The sequence below is a fragment of the Salibacterium sp. K-3 genome, from assembly GCF_054052005.1.
This window is the reverse complement of record NZ_JBSVZE010000001.1, coordinates 373747-393832: the sequence shown is the minus strand read 5'-3', so window position 1 is coordinate 393832 and position 20086 is coordinate 373747. Positions and strand designations below refer to the sequence as shown.

The 20086-nt window shown below is 45.6% G+C and carries 10 protein-coding genes; 1 reads left to right on the top strand and 9 read right to left on the bottom strand.

The features are described from left to right. Window positions 1-150: 150 nt before the first annotated feature. The 8 genes from ACW9JV_RS01860 to ACW9JV_RS01825 all read right to left on the bottom strand — a co-directional run bounded on the left by ACW9JV_RS01860 (window position 151) and on the right by ACW9JV_RS01825 (window position 10667). Window positions 151-1011 carry a metallophosphoesterase gene (locus ACW9JV_RS01860; protein WP_457330789.1) on the bottom strand — a complete coding sequence of 287 codons (861 nt, stop codon included), beginning with the start codon at window positions 1009-1011 and terminating at the stop codon, window positions 151-153. A gap of 334 nt (window positions 1012-1345) precedes the next feature. Further along, entirely contained in the window at window positions 1346-3001 is a 1656-nt protein-coding gene (locus ACW9JV_RS01855) for a DUF2334 domain-containing protein (protein ID WP_457330788.1), read from the bottom strand. 223 nt (window positions 3002-3224) lie between these two features. Beyond that, the gene (locus tag ACW9JV_RS01850) at window positions 3225-5240 is read right to left on the bottom strand and encodes a CAP domain-containing protein (RefSeq protein WP_457330786.1); all 2016 of its coding nucleotides are present in this window, start codon (window positions 5238-5240) and stop codon (window positions 3225-3227) included. Window positions 5241-5547: 307 nt separating this feature from the next. Beyond that, window positions 5548-6762 (bottom strand): S-layer homology domain-containing protein, encoded by a 1215-nt coding sequence (locus ACW9JV_RS01845; RefSeq protein ID WP_457330784.1) that lies wholly within the window; start codon window positions 6760-6762, stop codon window positions 5548-5550. 201 nt (window positions 6763-6963) lie between these two features. Beyond that, window positions 6964-8076: a S1C family serine protease gene (locus ACW9JV_RS01840; protein ID WP_457330782.1), complete on the bottom strand. Its 1113-nt coding sequence runs from the start codon at window positions 8074-8076 to the stop codon at window positions 6964-6966. A 10-nt stretch (window positions 8077-8086) separates the two neighbouring features. Further along, entirely contained in the window at window positions 8087-9235 is a 1149-nt protein-coding gene (locus tag ACW9JV_RS01835) for a zinc-ribbon domain-containing protein (protein WP_457330780.1), read from the bottom strand. 441 nt (window positions 9236-9676) lie between these two features. Continuing rightward, window positions 9677-10123, bottom strand: a complete 447-nt coding sequence (locus tag ACW9JV_RS01830) for a helix-turn-helix domain-containing protein (protein WP_457330778.1) — start codon at window positions 10121-10123, stop codon at window positions 9677-9679. 4 nt (window positions 10124-10127) lie between these two features. Then, the gene (locus ACW9JV_RS01825) at window positions 10128-10667 is read right to left on the bottom strand and encodes a DUF6932 family protein (protein WP_457330776.1); all 540 of its coding nucleotides are present in this window, start codon (window positions 10665-10667) and stop codon (window positions 10128-10130) included. Window positions 10668-10871: 204 nt separating this feature from the next. On the opposite strand from ACW9JV_RS01825, the gene ACW9JV_RS01820 reads away from it, so the two are divergent. Further along, window positions 10872-13082, top strand: a complete 2211-nt coding sequence (locus ACW9JV_RS01820) for a YcdB/YcdC domain-containing protein (protein WP_457330774.1) — start codon at window positions 10872-10874, stop codon at window positions 13080-13082. Between the two features lie 673 nt (window positions 13083-13755). Here ACW9JV_RS01820 and ACW9JV_RS01815 read toward each other — a convergent pair. Then, entirely contained in the window at window positions 13756-19944 is a 6189-nt protein-coding gene (locus ACW9JV_RS01815) for a SpaA isopeptide-forming pilin-related protein (RefSeq protein ID WP_457330772.1), read from the bottom strand. Window positions 19945-20086: the final 142 nt, after the last annotated feature.

Below are 20086 nucleotides of genomic sequence, written 5' to 3'. Positions count from 1 at the left end.
AGAATCACAAACATTTCAGCAATATTATTCGCATGAAATCCACAATTAAAACAAAGAAAAAAGCTTGTACTCTCCAAGCTTTTTTGTCGTTTATTATTTAATTTTGCTTGTCCCATAATCACAACCCGTTAATTGAATAATAACTAAACCTTATTTACTTTTTATTGTAATTTCAACTAGTTCTGGTCTGTTATTTATTCTAAGAGGGATTGGATTGTTCCCTAATCCTCTACTCACAACCATTGTGGAGTTTTCTTTATAAAACAAACCACCATCATACTCTGGAAAAAACCCCTCTGTTGAAACAGTACCTCCAATAAAAGGTAAATGTACCATTCCACCGTGAGTGTCACCAGAAAAGACAACATCTGCTCCCCAATCAGAAAAATTTTCAAAATAAAAAGGTCTGTGCGAGAGTAAGATATTTACTTCGTCTTTATTTGTTTCCCCTAATCGTTCTTCAATTTGAATTTCTCCTGACAAGTGCTCTTTTAATCCGTACAAATTAATTTTTGCACCTTGTCGTGTGATTGTTGTTCGTTCGTCATTTAGGACTGTAACACCAAGATTACTTAATTTTTCTTCGTAATCTTCTTTTGTACCCTCTTTTTGATACTTATTTCTATCCTCGTAATATAAACCTTCTTCATGTTCACCAGTAACATAATATATCGGATAGCCTTTATGTATGTTTTCGAGTAGGTTAATTAAAACATCACCGTTATTTGGTACATCTCTCGCGTTAGTTAACATATCACCTGTTATTACAATCATATCAGGTTTTATTTTGTTGATTTTTTTTGCCAATCTTTGGTTACCATCTCCGAATTCCTTATTGTGCAAATCAGATAACTGTACAATCTTATATCCATCAAATTCTTCTGGTAAATCATCTAAATGAACTTTTTCATTTGTGACAGAAATCCAATTAAGTTGCAAAAAGTAATAAACCAAGGAAAAAATTAAAATTCCTAAAGAAAATGTGATTATTTTTCTACGTTTTTTAGCCATTCTTTCCTCCCGTTGTTGTTAAACTCACTGCTCGTTAGGTGAACAACAAAATTAATATTTCTATTCAACTATTTTACCATTAATCTGAAAATCCTTGAAAAATCACCCAATTCTTTTTGGGTGATTTCATTTAAAGTAAATAATGTATTTCATTGTAAACGAACGGTCTGTTACCCCTGGATGTTGAGCGGGCATGAGTTTTTTACCGTGAAATTTAGTTTGGTCGCAGAAATTGTAAAATGTCCGTTAGAAAGTTAAAGCGTATTGAGCGTATCCAGGATTAAAGTCCGCATAAATATAACTTTTCCCATCCTGAAGTGAACCCGTTAGTTTATTACCGGGGCTCTTTCCGTCGTTTATGCCTTCTTTTCCTTATAAAGATTGCCGCAGCAATGAATAATACGAGAACCGGTACTGTTCCGTATCGAAGCGCGCTGTTTCGGACTAGTTTTTGTTCATACTGACCGGTTACGACTGGCTTGTCGACTTCTATCTTTCCGTTTTTCGAGGTGATCCTGATATCACCTGCGCGAACCGTGTTTTGGCGGTCTTTCAAGTTCAACCAGGCTGCTCCCTCCACGGCTTCAAGGTTCTGCACGATTTTCTTCAAACCTTCAAGACCCAGATACGGATGATAGAAAGCAGACAAATAGGATTTTGTAAGAGTAGACCTCTGTCCTATTTCTTCTTTCATACGCTCAAAGGAAGCCTGCTCCCCTTTCTCGATATATCCCAGTGTTTCTGGATAAACTGTCATTCCATGGAGAAAAGATGGCTGAGATTCATAAGTCGGGGCGTCCTGGCTCTGCCACGTGTTATCTGTTAACTGGAGCTGTCCCACATAGGAACTGAAATGATGGGACACCATCTCATATCCCTGCTGCGACATGGCATAGTGAGGGGCTTCAAACGCCAATGGATATAAGTTGTGGGCAGTCAGCTCCCGGATACCGCTGGTTATAGCGTCTTTTATATACTGCCGTTCAAAGGCCGTCCCATCTTCCTTATACGTGCGGTACGCTTTCTCTGATTCAAAGTCCCTCCGTACCTTTCCTTTTTCCGAAGCGGGCTGGAAAATCGGTCTGTCATGCTTAACATCCCAAAACTCAAAACCTTCTCCAGTCTCTGAATGTCTGTACTGATGCTTATACCCATGCAGAACGATACTTGCCCCGTTATCCTGCATGTATTGCAGGGTTTCAACCAATTGGGGCGAGTCCGTTAAATGAATGGTCTCCCCTTCTTCATTGGTGTACACCGGAATAAGCGCCACTAAATAAGGAATGTTCTTTTCCGCCAGATATTCCGCCTGTTTTCGGAGGACTTCCGGGTCTGAGAGCGGGTCAATGTCTTCCAGTCTCAAGTATTTCATTACATTTTCATGCTGGTCGTCAAAAAACGACGTCAACGACTCACTGACCACCTGTTCTAAAGGCGGGGAAACTGTTTCTCCCGAAAAGTAGTAACGATCCCCGGAGTGCACCGCGACCGGCGATTCCCCGCTCTCCGCCGTGACGGATGCCTTCCCATTCGTTTGGACTTCGTAAACAATCCGTTCTTCCGGCAGAGAGAGGGTTGTCCCCGTCCCGCTTACAGACACACGTTGAATCAATTTCTTCCCCTGCCATTGCAGGAAAGAAAACTGTTTCGTCAATTGATCTGCATTGTGTCCTGCCGCATAGATCTTTCCCTGATAGTTATTCAAAATATGTATCGTTCTTTGAGGCAGCTGCTTTTGAACGCCGCCGTAGTAGACAAGATGACTGTAGGAATCCACCTCTTTTTTCCGCAGATTTTCGTCCGTTGTCCACGTTATATCAGAGCTGAACTGACCAATCAGCGCATCGAGCATTCTCACTTCTTTCATTTGTTCCTGACTGCTGGATGAATACACGAGCAGCACTTCCGGCTCATCACCTTTTTCAGCAGAGACAGGAGATGTTCCAAGAAGAAGCCATACGCTTACCATAAGAACCATCCACTTATACATGTTCCTATCTCCTTTTCCTATTATTGAAATATCTTACTATAAATCAATATTTTTCAGCAATACAAACGAAGCGGCTGCCGCTCCGCTTGCTTCGACTGCCGCATCAGTGATTTATTCCCCCATGACAATCACTTTTGTTGTGCAACGTACAAACACATACGTTTTTACTTGTATAAACAAACAACACCATCCTTCGCAAAGGATGATGTTTCAAATGGAAAGGTTATTCGGCTGGTACGTCAAACTTCATGTAAGCGGCACTATTCACCTTGTTTCCGTCTGACGATTCAACCTGGTCGGTCAGAACCAATGTGTGGCTGCCACTTTCATACGGCTGTGAACCTTGTACTTTTATAGCCTGGTTATTATTCGTTACGGTAACATCTACATGAATCGGCTCTTTTTCTTCATTGAAGATAAAGATGGTATCTTCATTTGCTGTTGAAGGGTCAATTCGGTTGGTCATATGGATGACGAATTCATAATCCGCAGGAACGTTATCTACAGCCTCGTATTGTTTATACCCATCGAAGGATTCAGGGTATTCTGCATCGGGAGCTTGCTGCTGTTCCTCATCTTCTTCGGCATTTTCATCGGTCCCCTCGTTATCCGTTCCTTGTTCTTCGTCACCGCCATCAGCATTGTTGTTTTCATCTTCCTGGTTATTGTTATGATCTCCATCGTTTTGCTGGTCCTGGTTATCTTCATGCTCTCCAGCATCCGTATTCTCGTTGCTTTCATCATCCGACGTGCTATCGTCTTCGGAGGGGTCTTTCCCTTCTACTTCGTCCTCATTGGAAGGCTCTTCTTGATCATCCACTTCGCCGGATTCATCGTTTTCTTCTTCCTGTTCTGTTTCTTCGGGATGTTCTTCATTTCCTTCCCTATCGTTATGGGATGAATGTAAGGTGGCATCCAATTCACCGGCTGGGTTTCGCTCCACATCGATTTCTATTTCATCTTCTCCAGCTAGAACGTCACTGGTAAGTGTACCGGTGTAGCTTCCCTGTTGTGGCGGAAGCGGTGTATATTGAGTAAGTAAACCATTTCGGAGATTATATCGATGAAAGGCCCTATTCCGATCTTCTTTCTGTACCCGAAAGCGGTAATCCTCAACATCCCCGAGGTTGGTATGGACATTGATACGGTTATTCTGTACGCCTACACTCTTAATCTCGGGTTCTTTCACCGTTTGGAAGGTCCATTCTTTCGTTGTCGTTGTTCCTTCCCCGACGAATGCTTCTTTTTCCTCTACAACCTCTACCGAGACAGTGTACGTGGTGTCCGGATCCAGGGGCTGCTTTGGGATGATAATAAGATGGTTCAACCTTCCTGTGGTGTTCTGCTCTTTTTCACTATCCACCATATACGTCTCTACTTCTGTTCCTTCTTCATCATAAAGCACAGCATCCTTCGTCACTAACCGCTCCACGCCATCCCAATTTTTTTGCACGGTAATGGGATATCCGACCGTTTCTGCTACATCATCAAAATGCTGCAGGGGATCCGGCCGTTCTTCACCGTCCCAAGCAAGAGGCACCCCTGTTTGACCGTCAAATGGATAGGTGACGGCGTCAAGGCCGTTCGTGGACAGTGTAGTCTCGGCACTTGATAGATGAGCCACCATGGAGCGGTATTTAGAGCCCTGGATAAGGTTTGTTCCAACGCCGATTTTATCAACGCGAGGATTCAACATGCCCATACGGTGATACGGTGCACTCATAAGTCGGTCAAAACCATGTTCCGCATCGATAATATCTGGAGCTATCACTTCTGTTCCGCTTAAACCGGTTACGTCTTCATGGCCGTAATACGCCATTCGGTCAGCCGGGGCTTTGCCGGTAAAGTAATTCGAGTTGGTATTGGCGTGTGTGTGACCTTCTGAAGCGGTAATATCCGTTTCATTGGTCCCTGCTTTTTCCGTCCACCAGTAGTTGGCCGTTGCTTGGGCGGACAACATTAATTCCTCGTTAAGATCCGCTTCCTCCCAACCATACGCATTCCTTATTTGATTCAACCGCTGCAGAAAGGTATCGGCCTGGTTGAGCTGCCAATCCATGTATGTTTCCCGGAATGGATGAACTTTTTCGGCCGACTGATCCTGCATGTTTTCAATGGCTTCAATCATGTTCTGATGTGCATCTGCCTGATTATTTTCAGCAGCTTCACTTTTAGCATCCTGGATAAGGCTCACGGTTCCCAGCAACATGGCCGCTGATAAGGTTTTTCCCCACTTCATTTGGTTCCCCTCTTTTCGTTTATCGTTTTAAAGTATAATGTAAAGAAATATAGATGTTTATCCTCCCCTAATATCGTTAAAAATTTGAAAATCTTAATCGATTTCGAGTGGTTTATCAGAAGAACCTTTGCCTTTCATCCGAGAGGTCAGCCATGTCGTTTTTCCCCCTGTTTCATCGCATATAGCCCAGCCTGCTCGGTGGTCGATCCCGTATCGGCAAAAGTGAGAGTATGCTGGCGCGGTATCCATAAATCATTATCTATATTAAAACTGATTTAAAAAGAAGGGGCAATGAAGTATCTCTTCATTACGCATCCCCTTCTTTCAGTTCACCTTTGCGAATCATTATTGCCGTTACCCCTTGCATACTTGTTTCTGTAATATTGATAAGGTATTGACTAGATTCTTGGTAATAATCAACTGCATTACTTTTTGTGAAATTATCTGTTATTTCGTGAGCCTCTGTAATGATCTCTAAATAATGTTTTTCAGTTACAGCTGGAATCGCCGCATGTGCTGCTTTAGCCACTATGGGGAAGCCTTCATGGTTTCGATTATCAGCATAGACTATCTTCGCAGTCTTTTGAGTTTGGGCTCCATAACTCGCTGTTATATTCATGTTTTTGTCCGAGTGCTGTAGCATGACGTATTCCGGCATTTTATCCATTGTTGCTGAAAACTTCGTGTCAGCCGCTATGGATTGAAAATCATTATAAAGGGTTTCAATGTCCCGCACATGATTACTATCTAATCCTTCGCCTGTAGAAGCATAATCTGTACCACGTACATTCACTCGTTGAGGTTTATCATTTTCATTAGAGCCATCCGAACCATTGTCCTTGTCCCCTTGATCCTCTTCGTCCTCCTTCTCAGATGGTGGCTCTTCCAATCCTTCCAAATCGGCATATCCTTTCTCCGCCATTCGATACATGAACGTGACCAACTGTGCTCTTGTTAACGAATCATCCGCTCCAAAGCCGTCTATGGTTTGGTTGCCGTTCCTTCCCGTCGAAAGGTCAAGGTCGTATAGGTGTTGAATTGCTTCAGTTTCAGACAAATCTTCTCCGATATAAGCGCTGATAATCCGGGCTATATCACCACGTCTAGCAGGCTGATTACGTTCCCGGTCTGATGCTTGTCCAACGATCGGAAAGTTATACTCTTCCAAGTAATGATAATGCACATCTGACCAGTGTCCTTCGGATGTTGATTCGTCTAACTGTTCACCGGCAAATCGGGTGAGTATTGCCATGAATTGAGCTTGTGTTGCCTTGTCACTGGGACGGAAGGTGTCATCATCGTACCCGAAAATCAACCCTTGGCCTACAGCCCAGTTGATCTCTTTAAACGCCCAGTATTCCTCGCCAATATCCACAAAAGGCTTATTTTCGGAAACATCAACACTGCTTGCGTCTGCTGTTTCCACCATCTGTTCCTGAGAAGAAGCGGCGGTCATAACAGACAGCCCGCTGACCGTTAATGCACCGGCTAACATTAACCTTGTCTTTTTGTACGGCTTCATTTTGTCACAAACCTTTCTTTTTGCTTATACATCTTGATACGTTTTTGCCAGAAGATAATCGTCTAACGTTTTTGAATACGGAAAAAACGTTAATAATACTTTCAGCCATTCATTTTCCCGTTCCTTATCAAGATTTTTAAACACTTGTTTACGTGAAAACAGGGTATCAACCCAACCCCCTTCCCCGACTACAAGGGAAGATTATTCCACTAACTCCCACTGCTTATCCATTATCGTGTACCCGCCATTCTCTGCCGCTACCGTATAGGTCGCCTGATACCACAGGGTTTCTTCTGTATCCTCTTCGGCAAGGGCAAACATAACCTTTACGTTATCTCCTACGACGGTTGTTTTGACATCCTGAATTTCGACAAATCCTAAGTCGGCATTACGTTCCCGGAATTCCTGCAGACTTTCCTCCTGCCTCCAGCTTTCACTGAGGAGACTGTAAGCCGTTTGATAGTCCCCGACATTCAAGCTGTCAAAATAGTGTCCTACCACGTAGATCGCTTCTTCTTGATTGATGGTTTCTTCTGATGGAGCTGCCGGTTCGGCATCTGTTCCCTGCTGCTGTTTCGGAGAGGCGGACCACTGCTCAAGCATAGGCAGTACATCATTGATTGGTATGGAAAACCCGATATCCCCCTCGGTCATTCCGGCAGAATTAATCCCGGCGACCTTACCGCTGTTTCTTTCCACAAGCGGTCCTCCGCTGCTTCCCCCGGCAATGGGCGCGGAAATCTGATAGACGTTGTCATACGTGTATGGGTCAATTTCGAAGTCCCGGTTCACACCGCTGATAATGCCGGTGGTTACCGTGTTTTCGAGGCCTCTCGGACTTCCGACAGCCATAACCTCTTCTCCGACTTCCAAATACCCTTCTTCCACCATCGGCAAGGGCTCCATATCTGTCAGCCCATTCACCCGGACAAGGGCTACGTCGACGTTATTACTTTTTCCAATCACCTGCCCCGTGCGTACTTCGGCGTCGGAAAAACGGACATCCACCGAACTTACCCCTTCTACCACATGGGCATTCGTAACGATATCGCCCTGATTATTATAAAGAAAACCGCTTCCCTGCCCGTACGCTGTTTCAATCATAACGACACGTTTCTGTGTTTCATGAATAATCTCCTGTTCATCCGGCGTTTCTTCAGCTTCTCCGGATGCAGAGGATGATGCAGCGAGCACTGATTCAGCAGAGAGATCTTCTGTTACGCTGTTTTTCATATACAGAAACCCGGCGAGCGTCCCACCGGCGATCAATAGACATACAGTGAGCGACAGGATAAGGTGCGCAGAGCGCGACATATAGACCACCTCACTTCACATACCAGCTGGCATCTGTGACTTCAACGTTCACCGAATCATACGGACCGATATAAAAATCCGTGAACTGCCCGGAACGACCTGGTTCTATATCGTACGGCGAGGCCGTAAGAACCACATCTCCAATATGTTGGCTATTTTCATAGACAGCGAGTTCCACGTTCACATTGGATACGACAGCCGTACCGTTATTCTTCACTTCCCCGTCCAGGTGCAGGTCCCCCTGTTCATCCACGGAAGCTTCCGCCTGCACAACTTCGACCGCATCCGTCTGATTCTTTTGATCTTCGGCGGCCGTTTCGATCAGCTGCTTTTCTTTTTCCTTTTGAGCCGCTTTTTCCACTGCCAGCTGTTCCTGTTCTATTTTAGTCTGCAGCCCTGCCAGTTTTTCATTTTCCGGTATGTAGTTCAGCCCGGCTTCCACTTTCTCCCGGGCTGCACTCAAATTCCCCTGTGTCAGCAGATCGGAAGCGTTGTCAAATGCAATATTCTCAATTTTCGTATGGATCTCGCCGGCAAGCGATGCCGCGCTTTCATTTTCAATGTTTTCAAGTGTAGACAACTTTCCGCCAAGCTCATGAACCGACTCCAATTCTTTGATCTCTTGTTTGGTCTGCTCAAGTACCAGCATCGTTTCCGTTTCCTGCAATGTGCCTGATACCATATCGGAAAATGATTCCGGAAGCTGCTCCGCCTTTTCCTCTAGTGTATTCATCGCCTGTTCCGCCTCTGAAAATTCCAGAGCTTCGATCTGCTTTACGACTCCTGATTGTTCTTCTATCCAGGCAGCTGCTGTTTCCAGCTCTTCCTTATCCTTCTGAAACGCCGTTTCTTCCGGCCTGACAGCAAGCATGTGCTCATTTGCTGACATGGCTTCTTCCAGATTCCCCTCTTTCACCGCTGCCAGCATCTCTTCCTGCTGGCGCAGTACGTCCTGATTCACCGATGTTTCCTTCTCATAGGCCAACATTAAAAAAGCACTGCCACCCAGCAGAAAAATGAATGGCAGCATCCAGCAGAACACTTTCCATTTCCGTGATGCAGCCGCTGCACGACGGCTGTTGGAACCAAGCGCTGATCCGCACTCCCCGCAGTATTTACTTCCTTTCCTGTTCTGTGCACCACACGAGGTACAATACATCCATCTCCCCCCTGTCACCACAACACCTTTCGTTTATATAAGTATATCGTACCATGAAATAAGTTTTGGAAATAGAGGGAGAAGAAAAATGATACAAGAGGCACTCTGCTGTTCTAAAACATCCGCAGCAGTTATTCGTCACAAACCAGGGGTGGATTTCCTTCCCTGGTTTGTGACGAACATGCCCCAATTCCAAGAGGCTAACAAGGATATTCTTCGGTATTGGCTTTTAACCAACCAGCAATATCCGCTAAAGGTCTTTTTCATTATCATGAAATGTATCTTTGTTCTCAAGTAATGTACCGCCATTTATCGATCCTTCAAGTTTTCAAATACATCATGGTGATCTTCGAATGTTTCAGAAAGCATATCGAGCATCTCCGGGTCCACTTCCTTTTCCCCCTTTCGCTTTTTGTTCACGTAACGGTTACACTCCGCCGGCTACATTTTGATAGCCCCATAACCTTGATCAGCATAGACTTCTGTTTTTGATACCATGTTCATCGTTTCCATAACATGTTGAAGCCTTTCTAATGTTGCCCCGTAGTATTCGTTGCGTTCGTCTCTGGATACCTGGGACGGGGATACTCCTAAATGATCCGCTAATTCCTGTTGGCTCCATCCCAGGTAAACACGATACGCAATCAGTATTTTCCCTAACTCATTGAGATTGATAATTGAGTCAAATTCGCCCCTTTTCATCCGTTCATAGAAGGCAACTTCTTCTTTAAGTTGTTCATGAAAAGAAAAAGACGGCTGCATTGCTTTATCCATCTGTTCTTCAGTCAAGCCCATCTGCTTTAACGTTTCCCTTTGTTTCTCAATGAACGATTGATCTTCTTCTAATTTGGTCAATGCTTTTTTATAAGCTGTCTCTGTTTTAATCACATTATCACCCCTTTTTTATTACTTTAACAATGCCTTTTGGCAGGAAAGAATCACGCGTTTTTCGAAAAGCTGCCGGAAATTGCTGGTCATTGCCAAATTCGTCTTTAATCTCCGTCGGTTGATTAAAATGGGGGTACAATTCCACCCGATAATGGTGCCACATAGGAAGCTGTTTCTTGGTGTAACCACGATAAGGCTTGCGGCTGCTGTTGTCCCATGTCCAAATTTTATAAGGATCCAAAGCATTTAGTTTCCTTTCTAAATCACCAGTAGCCAAGTCAATTACATTACATTCAAAGTAACCATCAATATCATTGGGGTGAGCTTTCTGTTCCACAAAAGATCCATCAATATAAATATTGCTTATGCCGACTTGCCAAAGCTGTGCAACCATAATCTCTAATTGATTGATTAATTTTGCTCTCCACTCTACATCCCAGTATTCCTCATTACTCGGACCTTTTACTAAAAGGGAATGTCTCAAATCTTCTATCGTACATTCGTGTTCTCCCTTGGGTAATAAACCATGTTCATTAAAAAACATGCCGCTATTCTCCTTCGTAGTGTATCCAATAATTTAACATTTATGAAAACATAACATTTTTGTTATTATATTATATCATGCATGGTATCCTCTGTAAGCTGAAATAGTTGTATCATCTACACCATTCGACAAAAATCGGCGCGTGACAGGTTATGGAAAACTTTGGTACGATGATTTTAGGTTTAATTTATGGGAGGGTTTTGAATGAATTCCAGAAAATTAGGGGTTATTTCATTGTCCGCAGCCTTGGCGGTCAGTGCTTATGCTTCCGGCGTTTCTGCCGAAGAAGCGGGCGCCGGTCAAGAAAAGGCTGCGGATGAGCAGATGGTGGAGATAAGTTCTGCCGACGTCGAATTCACGAAGGAAGATTTGATCCAACGTTTCAATGAATTGTTTCCTTCCAGATTTGATTCGCTTGAGAACAGCGATTTCCGCATGAGCCATCTTCGCGGACCTGGAAGTGAGGAGGACGTCCTGACCCATCACTTACGTTTTGATAAGGAAACCGCAGATGGTAAACGGGTTTACGGCAGTGTACGGTTTATCGGGGAAGAGCTGCAGCTGCAGAGTTTTAACTATCAGCCCGGCAATGTTCAGGATGCGCTGTATCCAGCCGAGGTGACACAAGAAGAAGCAGAGAGCGTGGCCCGGGAATTTGTGAATAATACCGCATCCGGGGAGTATACGTTAAGTGAACAACAGCGTCCAGCTATAGCTGTGGGCAATCAAACGCTGACGGAGCCTGTAGAATATCAATTTACTTTCCAGCGTATGAAAAATGGTATCCCGGTACAAAATCAGGCGGTTCACGCAGCAGTATTAGGAAACGGCGAGCTGTCCAGTTACAGCAATAGTACATACCAGCAGGAGTCTGCTTCCTATGAAGAAAAGGAAGATATCCTGGAGAAAGAAGAAGCAGAAGCATCCATCAAAGAGAACCTGGACCTGCGCCTGCAGTATGCGGTTCAGCATGATTATCAAACGAATGAGGAGAATGTCAGTCTGATGTATGTTCCTTCTCCTACGATCCAGGGAGTTCACGCAAAAAGCGGGGAATGGAGCGTGAACAACTCCTTTGTTTCCGAACTGCCGGAAGAGGAGCAGCTGAATCGTCTCCGCGAAGAACCTCTTGAAGAAGAGACAGAGCCTGTGTCGCGCGACGATGTGAAACAAATGGCCAAAGATTTAATAACCGTTTCAGATGACGCTGAATTAAATATCCAGTCGATCCAGGAGACAGAACGAAACGGCGTCGACGTATTTTCTCTCCATTATATGATACGGCGCGGTAACTCCGGCCACGGTACTAACTTTGTTGTGGAAAAAGAGACCGGTGATATTGTCGATTTCCGAAACGTTGATTACAGTGAGCGCTCGCCGGAGGAGAACTTAACAAAGGAAGAAGCGTTGGAAGCCGCAGTGGAAGCGGCAGAAACCTACGGCAGCTCCTTTATTCACGAGTTCGCGTATCCCGTTGACAATGGAATGTCAAACACTGGAAGAGAAGGAACGTACCGCTTTTCTTTTCCACAGGCGAAAAACGGCCTTCCTGTACAGGGCAACGCGTTGAACATCACGGTTTCCGCGGAAGATGGGGAACTCGTTTCATTCAACAATCGGGGCAATGGGGATATTACGAGCTGGCCGGACCCTGAAGATGCAGTGGATAAAGAGACAGCCTTGGAAGACTATAAGAATGAGCTGAATGCAGAGTTGTCCTATGCCTCCTATGCCGATCCGGGGGAAGCCGATACGTATCATCTCCTCTATCAGCCTTCGTATCAATCGAACGGTCTTTATTATGATGCGGCAGCCGGAGAATGGACGGAACCACAGCTCACTCAAAATGGATCGACCGAAGACGTCATCACGGATCACTGGGCAGCAGACCAAATCAATTATATGGTACAGTCCGGCATTCTCTCTGCCGATGAGGAAGAAGAGCTGAAGCCGAATGAAGCTGTGTCTAAAGGCACCGCCCTGGAAATGCTGATGAAGTCCATGGAAAACTTCTATCCGGCGAGTCCAAATGAAGAACAAACAGCAACATTTGAAAATATCCAGCCGGATCACCCTTCCTTCCAGGTGGTGGAGCAGGCCGTCGAGTCAGGTGTTATCGATGCGGAAAACAGCACCTTCCCCGTTGACGAAACCTTGACCCGCGAAGAGCTTGCCGTCTGGATTGTCCGGGTGCTGGAGCTGGAACAAGCCGCACAGCACAAGGACATTTATAACCTTCCATTTGAAGATGCGAACGAGATCTCGGAGGAATATGCCGGGCACGTCGCTCTTGCCCATGCCGAGGGTATCCTGCAGGGAAGCGATAATCAATTCAACCCTGACGATGACGTGACCCTGGCTCATTTAGCGGTCACCTGCTTCCGCCTCGCGGAGAAACAAGCGAATAACCAGTAATCAAAAAGCTGTCCCCGGAAAAGAAACCCCGGGGACAGCTTTTTAGATATAAGATTCATCCTATGTCACCAATAGAAATAATCATGAACACTTTACCCTCTATGGAAGGGTTATGGACTTTTTGCGCGGGGAACTGTCCATAACTTTTATGTTATAGGCAGTTTAATGCAGCGGAAGCGGAAAAGTATCCAATATATCTAAATACCAGACACCTTCCGGTCCAAGCCGACAGCAAGTGTCCAATAAACCAGGATACTGGACAACTTGGGAACTGATTTTGCTTATAAAAGCTCTCCCAAGACTTGCAATATTCGCCTTCTGTTCTTTCCTGTCTAATCGAGCAGGAGGGGATAACTAATCCCCTCCTCTCCCACCACCGAGCGTACGGACCCGTACTCGAGGGTTTCATTTAATTCCAACGATGGTGATGATTTCTGTTCCATAGACTCTTTAACCCTTGGCCGGCCCAGTAGTGGTCATCAAGGGGTTGATGTCGGATGGGGCTTGCCGCTATCCGCCAGTAGGCTTTCCAGGAATTAACCCATCCCAATTTACGAAGCATCCTCATCTTTGTCTTCCCTTTCTTCCATTCCTTCCACCGATTCTTCTTCTGAATAACAGAATAGGCCGCCTACGTTACAAACGTAACAGGCAGCCTATCCCTATTTTCCTTTTATGCTTTTTTCCTTCTGCGGATAAACAGTCCTGCGATCACAGCAATCACACCAAGGAAACCATAATTGAAGATTGCAGTAGACGTATCAGGCAGTGTCTGCCCTTCACCTTTGCTGTCTTCCACGCGTCCATCTGCACTTTCATCATTCCCGGAGTTGGATGGTGATTCTTCATCTTCCGGCCCGGATGATGCCTCATCCGATGATGCTGGTGTATTCACTGCGGTTACATTCACCGCTTCCTCTTGATTTTCTTTGATATCGAACATTACAGGACTGTCATCACGTTCATAACCTTCGGGAGCTTTCGTCTCGACAAATTCGTACGTACCAGGTTCCAGCTCATTCACAAAGATTTTGCCGGAGTCATTTGTGGTCAGCCCTTCCTCGATCGTCGTTCCGTCTGCGTTACGCAGGGTGAACTCCGCACCACTTAGCAGTTTATCGGCGTCGGTATCATCCACTTTCGTTAAGGCCACGGATCCTTCCGATGAAGGTGCAGGGCTTTCCTCTGTTTTTTCATTTTCCACGGTGACCTGTACGAGTCCGGTTTCTCCGGCTTCGATGGTAAAGGCAGCCGGTTCGGATGTCGGTTCATACCCGTCCGGGGCTTGGGTTTCAACAAACTGGTAGCTTGCCGGTTCCAGATCGGTGACCGTAATCGTTCCATCTTCCCCGGTGGTCAGTCCTTCCTGAACAAGCGTTCCGTCAGCCTCTTCAAGGGTGAAGACCGCTCCTTCCAACACCTCATCTGCGTTTCCGGCAGCTGTCTTCGTTAACTGAACCGCTCCAGGCTTGGCTTCGTTCTCCGCTGTCAGCGTAACCATTTCTTCCTGATTTTCTTCGATGGTGAAATCCATCGGATCTTCGTTTAACTGATAACCGTCCGGAGCCTGCTGCTCTACAAATTGATAGTCGCCTGGCTCAAGTCCGGACACCGTAATTTCTCCATTTTCATCCGTTGTGAGATTTTCTTCGACGATGTCACCATCTGCTTCTTCCAGATCAAATACCGCTCCCCGCAGGCGTTTTTCTTCATCACTGGAATCAACTTTAGTTAACGTCGCGGTGCCAGCCATTTGCTCATTTTCTATCGTAATGGTTGTTTCTTCATCCTCTTCAATGTCAAAAGACACCGGTTCTTCATCCAACAGATATCCATCAGGTGCTTCGGTTTCGACAAACTGATAGCTGCCAGGCTCCAGATCCGATACTTCGATCTCTCCCTCTTCATTGGAAGTCAGATCGTCTTCCACTACATCTCCGTCTGCTTCCTGCAGTTCAAACACAGCGCCTTCCAGTGCTTCTTCTGTATCATTGGCTGCTGTTTTTGTTAAGACTACAGAACCTTCTTCATCATTAGACGGAGATGATGGGGATGAATCAGGCAGAGGCTGGTTTTCAACCGTTACAACAACAGCTTCTTCCTGTCCTTCTTCAATTTCAAACGGTACAGCATCCATATTCCTCCAGTAGTCATATGGCGCCTCGGTTTCAACAAACTGATACTCTCCCGGAGCAAGATTATTCACCGCGAATCGGCCGTCTTCCCCTGTCGTCAGGCCTTCCTGGAGGGTTTCGCCGTCTGTTGTCTGCAATTCAAACACAGCACCTTCCAGAAGATTATCCGGGTTGTTCTCCTCCGTTTTTACGAGCTGTACAGATCCCGGATACAGCTTGTTCTCTGCCTGAACCGTTTCCTGCTTCACCGCATCTTCCGTTTTATACTGGTCAATCGTGAAAGGTACTGGTTCTTCCCTTGGTTGATAACTCTTCGGTGCTTCGGTTTCGACAAACTGATAATCTCCCGCATACAGGTTATCAACGACGATCTGACCATTTTCATCGGTCTCAAGATCTTCTCTTATTGTTTCACCATCAGTGGTTTCAAGATCAAACACCGCTCCCTGCAAGGCACGGTCCGGGTTGTCTTCATCCACTTTCGTTAATTGCACCGATCCCTGTATCAAGCTGTTCTCTATCGTTACCGTCAGGGTCTCTGCCTGGCTCTTCTCGATAGTGAAAGGTACCGGTTCTTCATCGAGTTGATAGTTTTCCGGTGCCTGCGTTTCAACGAACTGATAATCACCGGGACGGAGGTCGTTTACGGTTACCGTGCCGTTTTCATCCGTCGCCACATTTTCACGGACGGTGGTGCCGCCCTGAGTCTCTACGTTGAAAACAGCACCCTGCAGCGTTTTATCCGGATTGTCTTTATCTACTTTATTCAGATCCACAGATCCCGGGGTCAACTCATTTTCTGCCGTTATCTGCTTTGCTTCTTCCTGACCTCTTTCAATTTCAAAGGTGACCGGCTCATCCAACGGCTCGTAGTGCTCCGGGGCCTTTGTTTCTTCAAATTGGTAGCTTCCCGGGGCAAGGTCTTCCACGATAATCTGTCCATTTTCATTCGTCGTCCGGGTCACACCTTCTCCTACCGGGGTGCCGTCAGAGTGCTGAAGCACAAACTTCGCACCCTGGAGCACTTCCCCGGTGTCTGTGTCTGCCTTCGTTATGACGACAGAACCAGGAGCCAAATTATTATGGGCTGTGACGGTGGTGTGGTAGACATCACTTTCTGACGGACTTTTTTCTATGTCAAATGGTATTGGATTTGTATTCAGCTCATAATCATCGGGAGCCTCGGTTTCGACGAATTGATACCTTCCCGGAGCGAGATTATCAACGTTGATTTCACCATTCTCATCCGTGGTCAAGTTCTCTTCCATTACTTCCCAGGATCCATCAGATGTTTCTTCCTGAAGCTCAAACACAGCATCCGGAAGGGGAGTTGATTCCACCCCATCGAGTTTTTTAAGCGTCACCGACCCTGGAATCAATTCGTTTTCAACGGTAATCGATTCATGATCGGCATCTGCCTCTGTTGCACTTCGTTCAATGGTAAATGCTTCTGATTCCATGCCGTTTTGATAGTTTGCTGGAGCGTTGGTTTCCACAAATTTGTACGTGCCGGGCCGGAGATCATCCACTTGAATTTTGCCCTCTCCGTCGTCGCCGGTGGTCAGACCTTCTTCCACGACTTCCCCTGTGCTAGCATTCTGCAGTTCAAATACTGCTCCATCCAGAAGCTTGCTGTTATCTTCCTTTGCTGTTTTCGTCAATTCCACAGATCCCGGGATCAGTTCATTGGTAACGACTTTTGATTCTGGCGATTCATCCACCTCTACACTGATCGGATCTTCGATAGACTGATAGTCGGCCGGCGCCTGATCTTCCCGGAGCTGGTAATCTCCCAGAAGTAAATCTTCAAATACAATCTCTCCGTCAGCATTGGTCGTGCCGGATTGAATTTCAACACCGCTGCCTTGATCAATCAGTGTAAACTCCGCGTTTTCCAGCACTTCACCGGTTTTTGCATCTTGTTTCGTAACGGTCAGGTCTGCGAGTTCACCTGTTCCTGATCCCATTCCGGTAGTTCGTCGTACCTCAAAACTATCTTCAGACGCCCACGATTCTTCTGTGATATTGTTACCATCAAATGAAATGTCATTTCCTACAGGATCTCCTGGTGCTGCTTGAATGAATGATTGATACTCCACAATATATGGTTCATTGATTTGATTATTAAATGTCAGCTTAAATCCTGAATCGCTGCTGAAGTCCGTGGTATAAGCAGAGGAGTCCAATTCGTCTGCTTTTGTTACACTTCCGTCTTCCGATACATCCGTCTTATACACATGAACCGAATCTTCCAGCATCATCTGGTTGTCACTTGGTGTATCTTCAATGGAAGCTTTATCAATCTGGGACTGGGCAAAGTTCACATCCACTTGCCAGTTCACTATTTTCCCATCCTGCTCTCCGCTTTTATCTGTATAGCTGCCGCCGTGCGGGATCGATACTTCAGCGTCCAGATTAAATGATTCAGTACCGCCTTCATTCACCGAGGCTGTATTGTTGTACGAGTCTTCTACCAGGTCCAGCCCGTCCAGACTTGTTTGATAAGTGACCAGGTAGGATGTTGAAATATCACCGAAATCAATCTCAAAACCAGGGTTGCCGTTCCCATCTGTAATACCTGTATTTACGGTGTAATTGGCAGGATCCACTTCATCGCCCTGCACCACATCATCCGGATCTTCACCTGGTTCGATTTCATACACCGAAATGGAGCTTTCCACCAGCTGTTGGTTGCCCTGGATATAGTCCTCCACCACTACATCCGATAGGTCCTGCAGGTTGTAGTTGACTCCGACATTCCAGGTGATCTCTTTATCCACCGCGTTGTAGGAACCATTCTTAAATCCGTTCATTTGAGTGTAACTGTCCGGCTCAAACGTGGAAGTCGCCGATTTATTATATTCTTGTCCGGAGCTGTCTTCCCATGACATCGCTGCATCATTTTGAAAGTAGTCATTCGACCATGTCATATCAGCGTAATCAAACGATGTCGTATATGTGATGGAGTGCTCCGAATCAATAGGCTGTAAAAAGTTTATCGTAAAATTGTCTCCGCCTGTATTGACCACTTCATAATCGACACCTTTTACCAAGCCCGTGCTGCTTGTAAAGTTTCCTTCATCCAGCGTCAGTCCGCCGCTGGTGAATGTGTCGTCGATTTGGAGATTGTTCATCTCATACCCGTCACGATTCAGGGTGATGGTCCAATCCACTGTTTTGTTTTGATAATCCGCATTGCTGTTGCTTTTGTGCACAATACCCTGCCCGAAGTTCTGCTGGGCGGAAGCTTCCTCACCACCGGCGTAGACGTTGTTTACAACCGTGCCGTTGTCATTAAACACACGATCAACAGCCTCCGTTTGATAGGACAGCTTATACGCGCCATTTATTTCATTGTTAAATTGCAGCGTATACCCATGGCCGTCACTGTCATAGGTGACATTATATTGGGAGGGGTCCACCGTGCCGTTTTCTGAAGCATTCCCATTTTTATCTATGGTCATCTCCTGAACTTCAATATCTTCCACGATTTCAAAAGGATTAGCCGCACCGTCTACGAAGAAGTTATCTTCGATTACAGCTTCACTACTGGAAATCGTTCGTTGGTTATAGTTGTACATAGTTTCCCATTCGATAATCTGCGCGGCATTGTCATATGATGCCGTCCGCTTATCAAGCGGGTCTCCCCGCTCCACAGATATACTTGCTTCCGCGGATCCTTCCGTGCTGTCTCCTGATTTTAATGACGCATTATTTGTGAATTCAGTTTTGCTTTGGTCTGTCAGATTCGTTTCATAATCCACCTGGTACGCCTTATTGATTTCACTGCCGAAATCCACCGACAGCCCGGTTCCGCTTGTATCAACGGTATAATTCCCTTCCGGCACAGCAGATCCGGTGTCCACTGTTCCATCCATCTTCACATCCAGATAGTACACGTCGACCGAACCTTCGACGAATTCCATTCCTTCGTCCAGTGTGTCTTCAAATACGGGATCATTGATCGTCTCCAGAGTCTTGTTAAATTGAGCACTCCAGTCTGCATTTTGTGCATTATAATTTCGTTCCGGTGTTCCCGTTTTACTCATCCCGGGATCACCACCACTGAAATTTACAGGTATTTCTATAGAGTCTCCGCCTTCTATCGGCGTCACGGTGACTTTCATCCCCGACTCAATATCCGTTTCTTCACTGATTGTCGTTAAAACCTGAAGCTCCCCGCTGACGTTTGAATAATTCTCAATATAGTCCGTGAATTCAACCGTAGCCGCACCACTTTTATCAACAGAGAAATACCCTACCAGTTCACCGTTTCCATCCGTCATTTCAGAGCCTTCTACCGGATCGTACACGTCAAATTCTTCCGGAAGCGTGAAGTTGAATGTGGCACCTTCTTTATAACCATGCCCGTTTTCAAGAGCCCAGTCATAATTCAACTCCATGATCGTGTCTGTATCCACGCTGTCACCTGAATATGCAAGGTCCGCGTTATCCAGAATGTTCTCTGATATTTCACCCGAGGGATCATTGTTATAGACGCTCTCCGTAACCGTTTGATCCTGATAGACATCATTGGTCACTGTGTCGTCATTGTATACATCATTAGTCACTGTGTCGTTATCATTGTATACATCATCGGTTACAGACGTTTCATCCGTAGCGCCTGTATCTTCAGCCATAACAGAAGGGGTAACCCCCGCCCCGCTTCCTATTAACTGAAAAATTAAGATAAAAATAACAGCTGAGATATTAAATTTTCTTGCCAAATTGGTTCCTCCTTATGCTTGATACTCGTATTATTTCACTACCATTTTTGTTTAAGAAAAACAAAAATTAGGTATAGTACCAGAGACTTCTTTCATCGAACCCCCTGCTCTTTCGTGAAAGTGCACACATGACTTACTCATT

What these genes read in the sequence shown, in the direction of transcription:
- ACW9JV_RS01855 (WP_457330788.1), bottom strand. Translation starts at nt 3,001, where the DNA reads ATGTATAAGTGGATGGTTCTTATGGTAAGCGTATGGCTTCTTCTTGGA.
- ACW9JV_RS01840 (WP_457330782.1), bottom strand. Translation starts at nt 8,076, where the DNA reads ATGTCGCGCTCTGCGCACCTTATCCTGTCGCTCACTGTATGTCTATTG.
- ACW9JV_RS01860 (WP_457330789.1), bottom strand. Translation starts at nt 1,011, where the DNA reads ATGGCTAAAAAACGTAGAAAAATAATCACATTTTCTTTAGGAATTTTA.
- ACW9JV_RS01825 (WP_457330776.1), bottom strand. Translation starts at nt 10,667, where the DNA reads ATGTTTTTTAATGAACATGGTTTATTACCCAAGGGAGAACACGAATGT.
- ACW9JV_RS01835 (WP_457330780.1), bottom strand. Translation starts at nt 9,235, where the DNA reads ATGTATTGTACCTCGTGTGGTGCACAGAACAGGAAAGGAAGTAAATAC.
- ACW9JV_RS01845 (WP_457330784.1), bottom strand. Translation starts at nt 6,762, where the DNA reads ATGAAGCCGTACAAAAAGACAAGGTTAATGTTAGCCGGTGCATTAACG.
- ACW9JV_RS01850 (WP_457330786.1), bottom strand. Translation starts at nt 5,240, where the DNA reads ATGAAGTGGGGAAAAACCTTATCAGCGGCCATGTTGCTGGGAACCGTG.
- ACW9JV_RS01820 (WP_457330774.1), top strand. Translation starts at nt 10,872, where the DNA reads ATGAATTCCAGAAAATTAGGGGTTATTTCATTGTCCGCAGCCTTGGCG.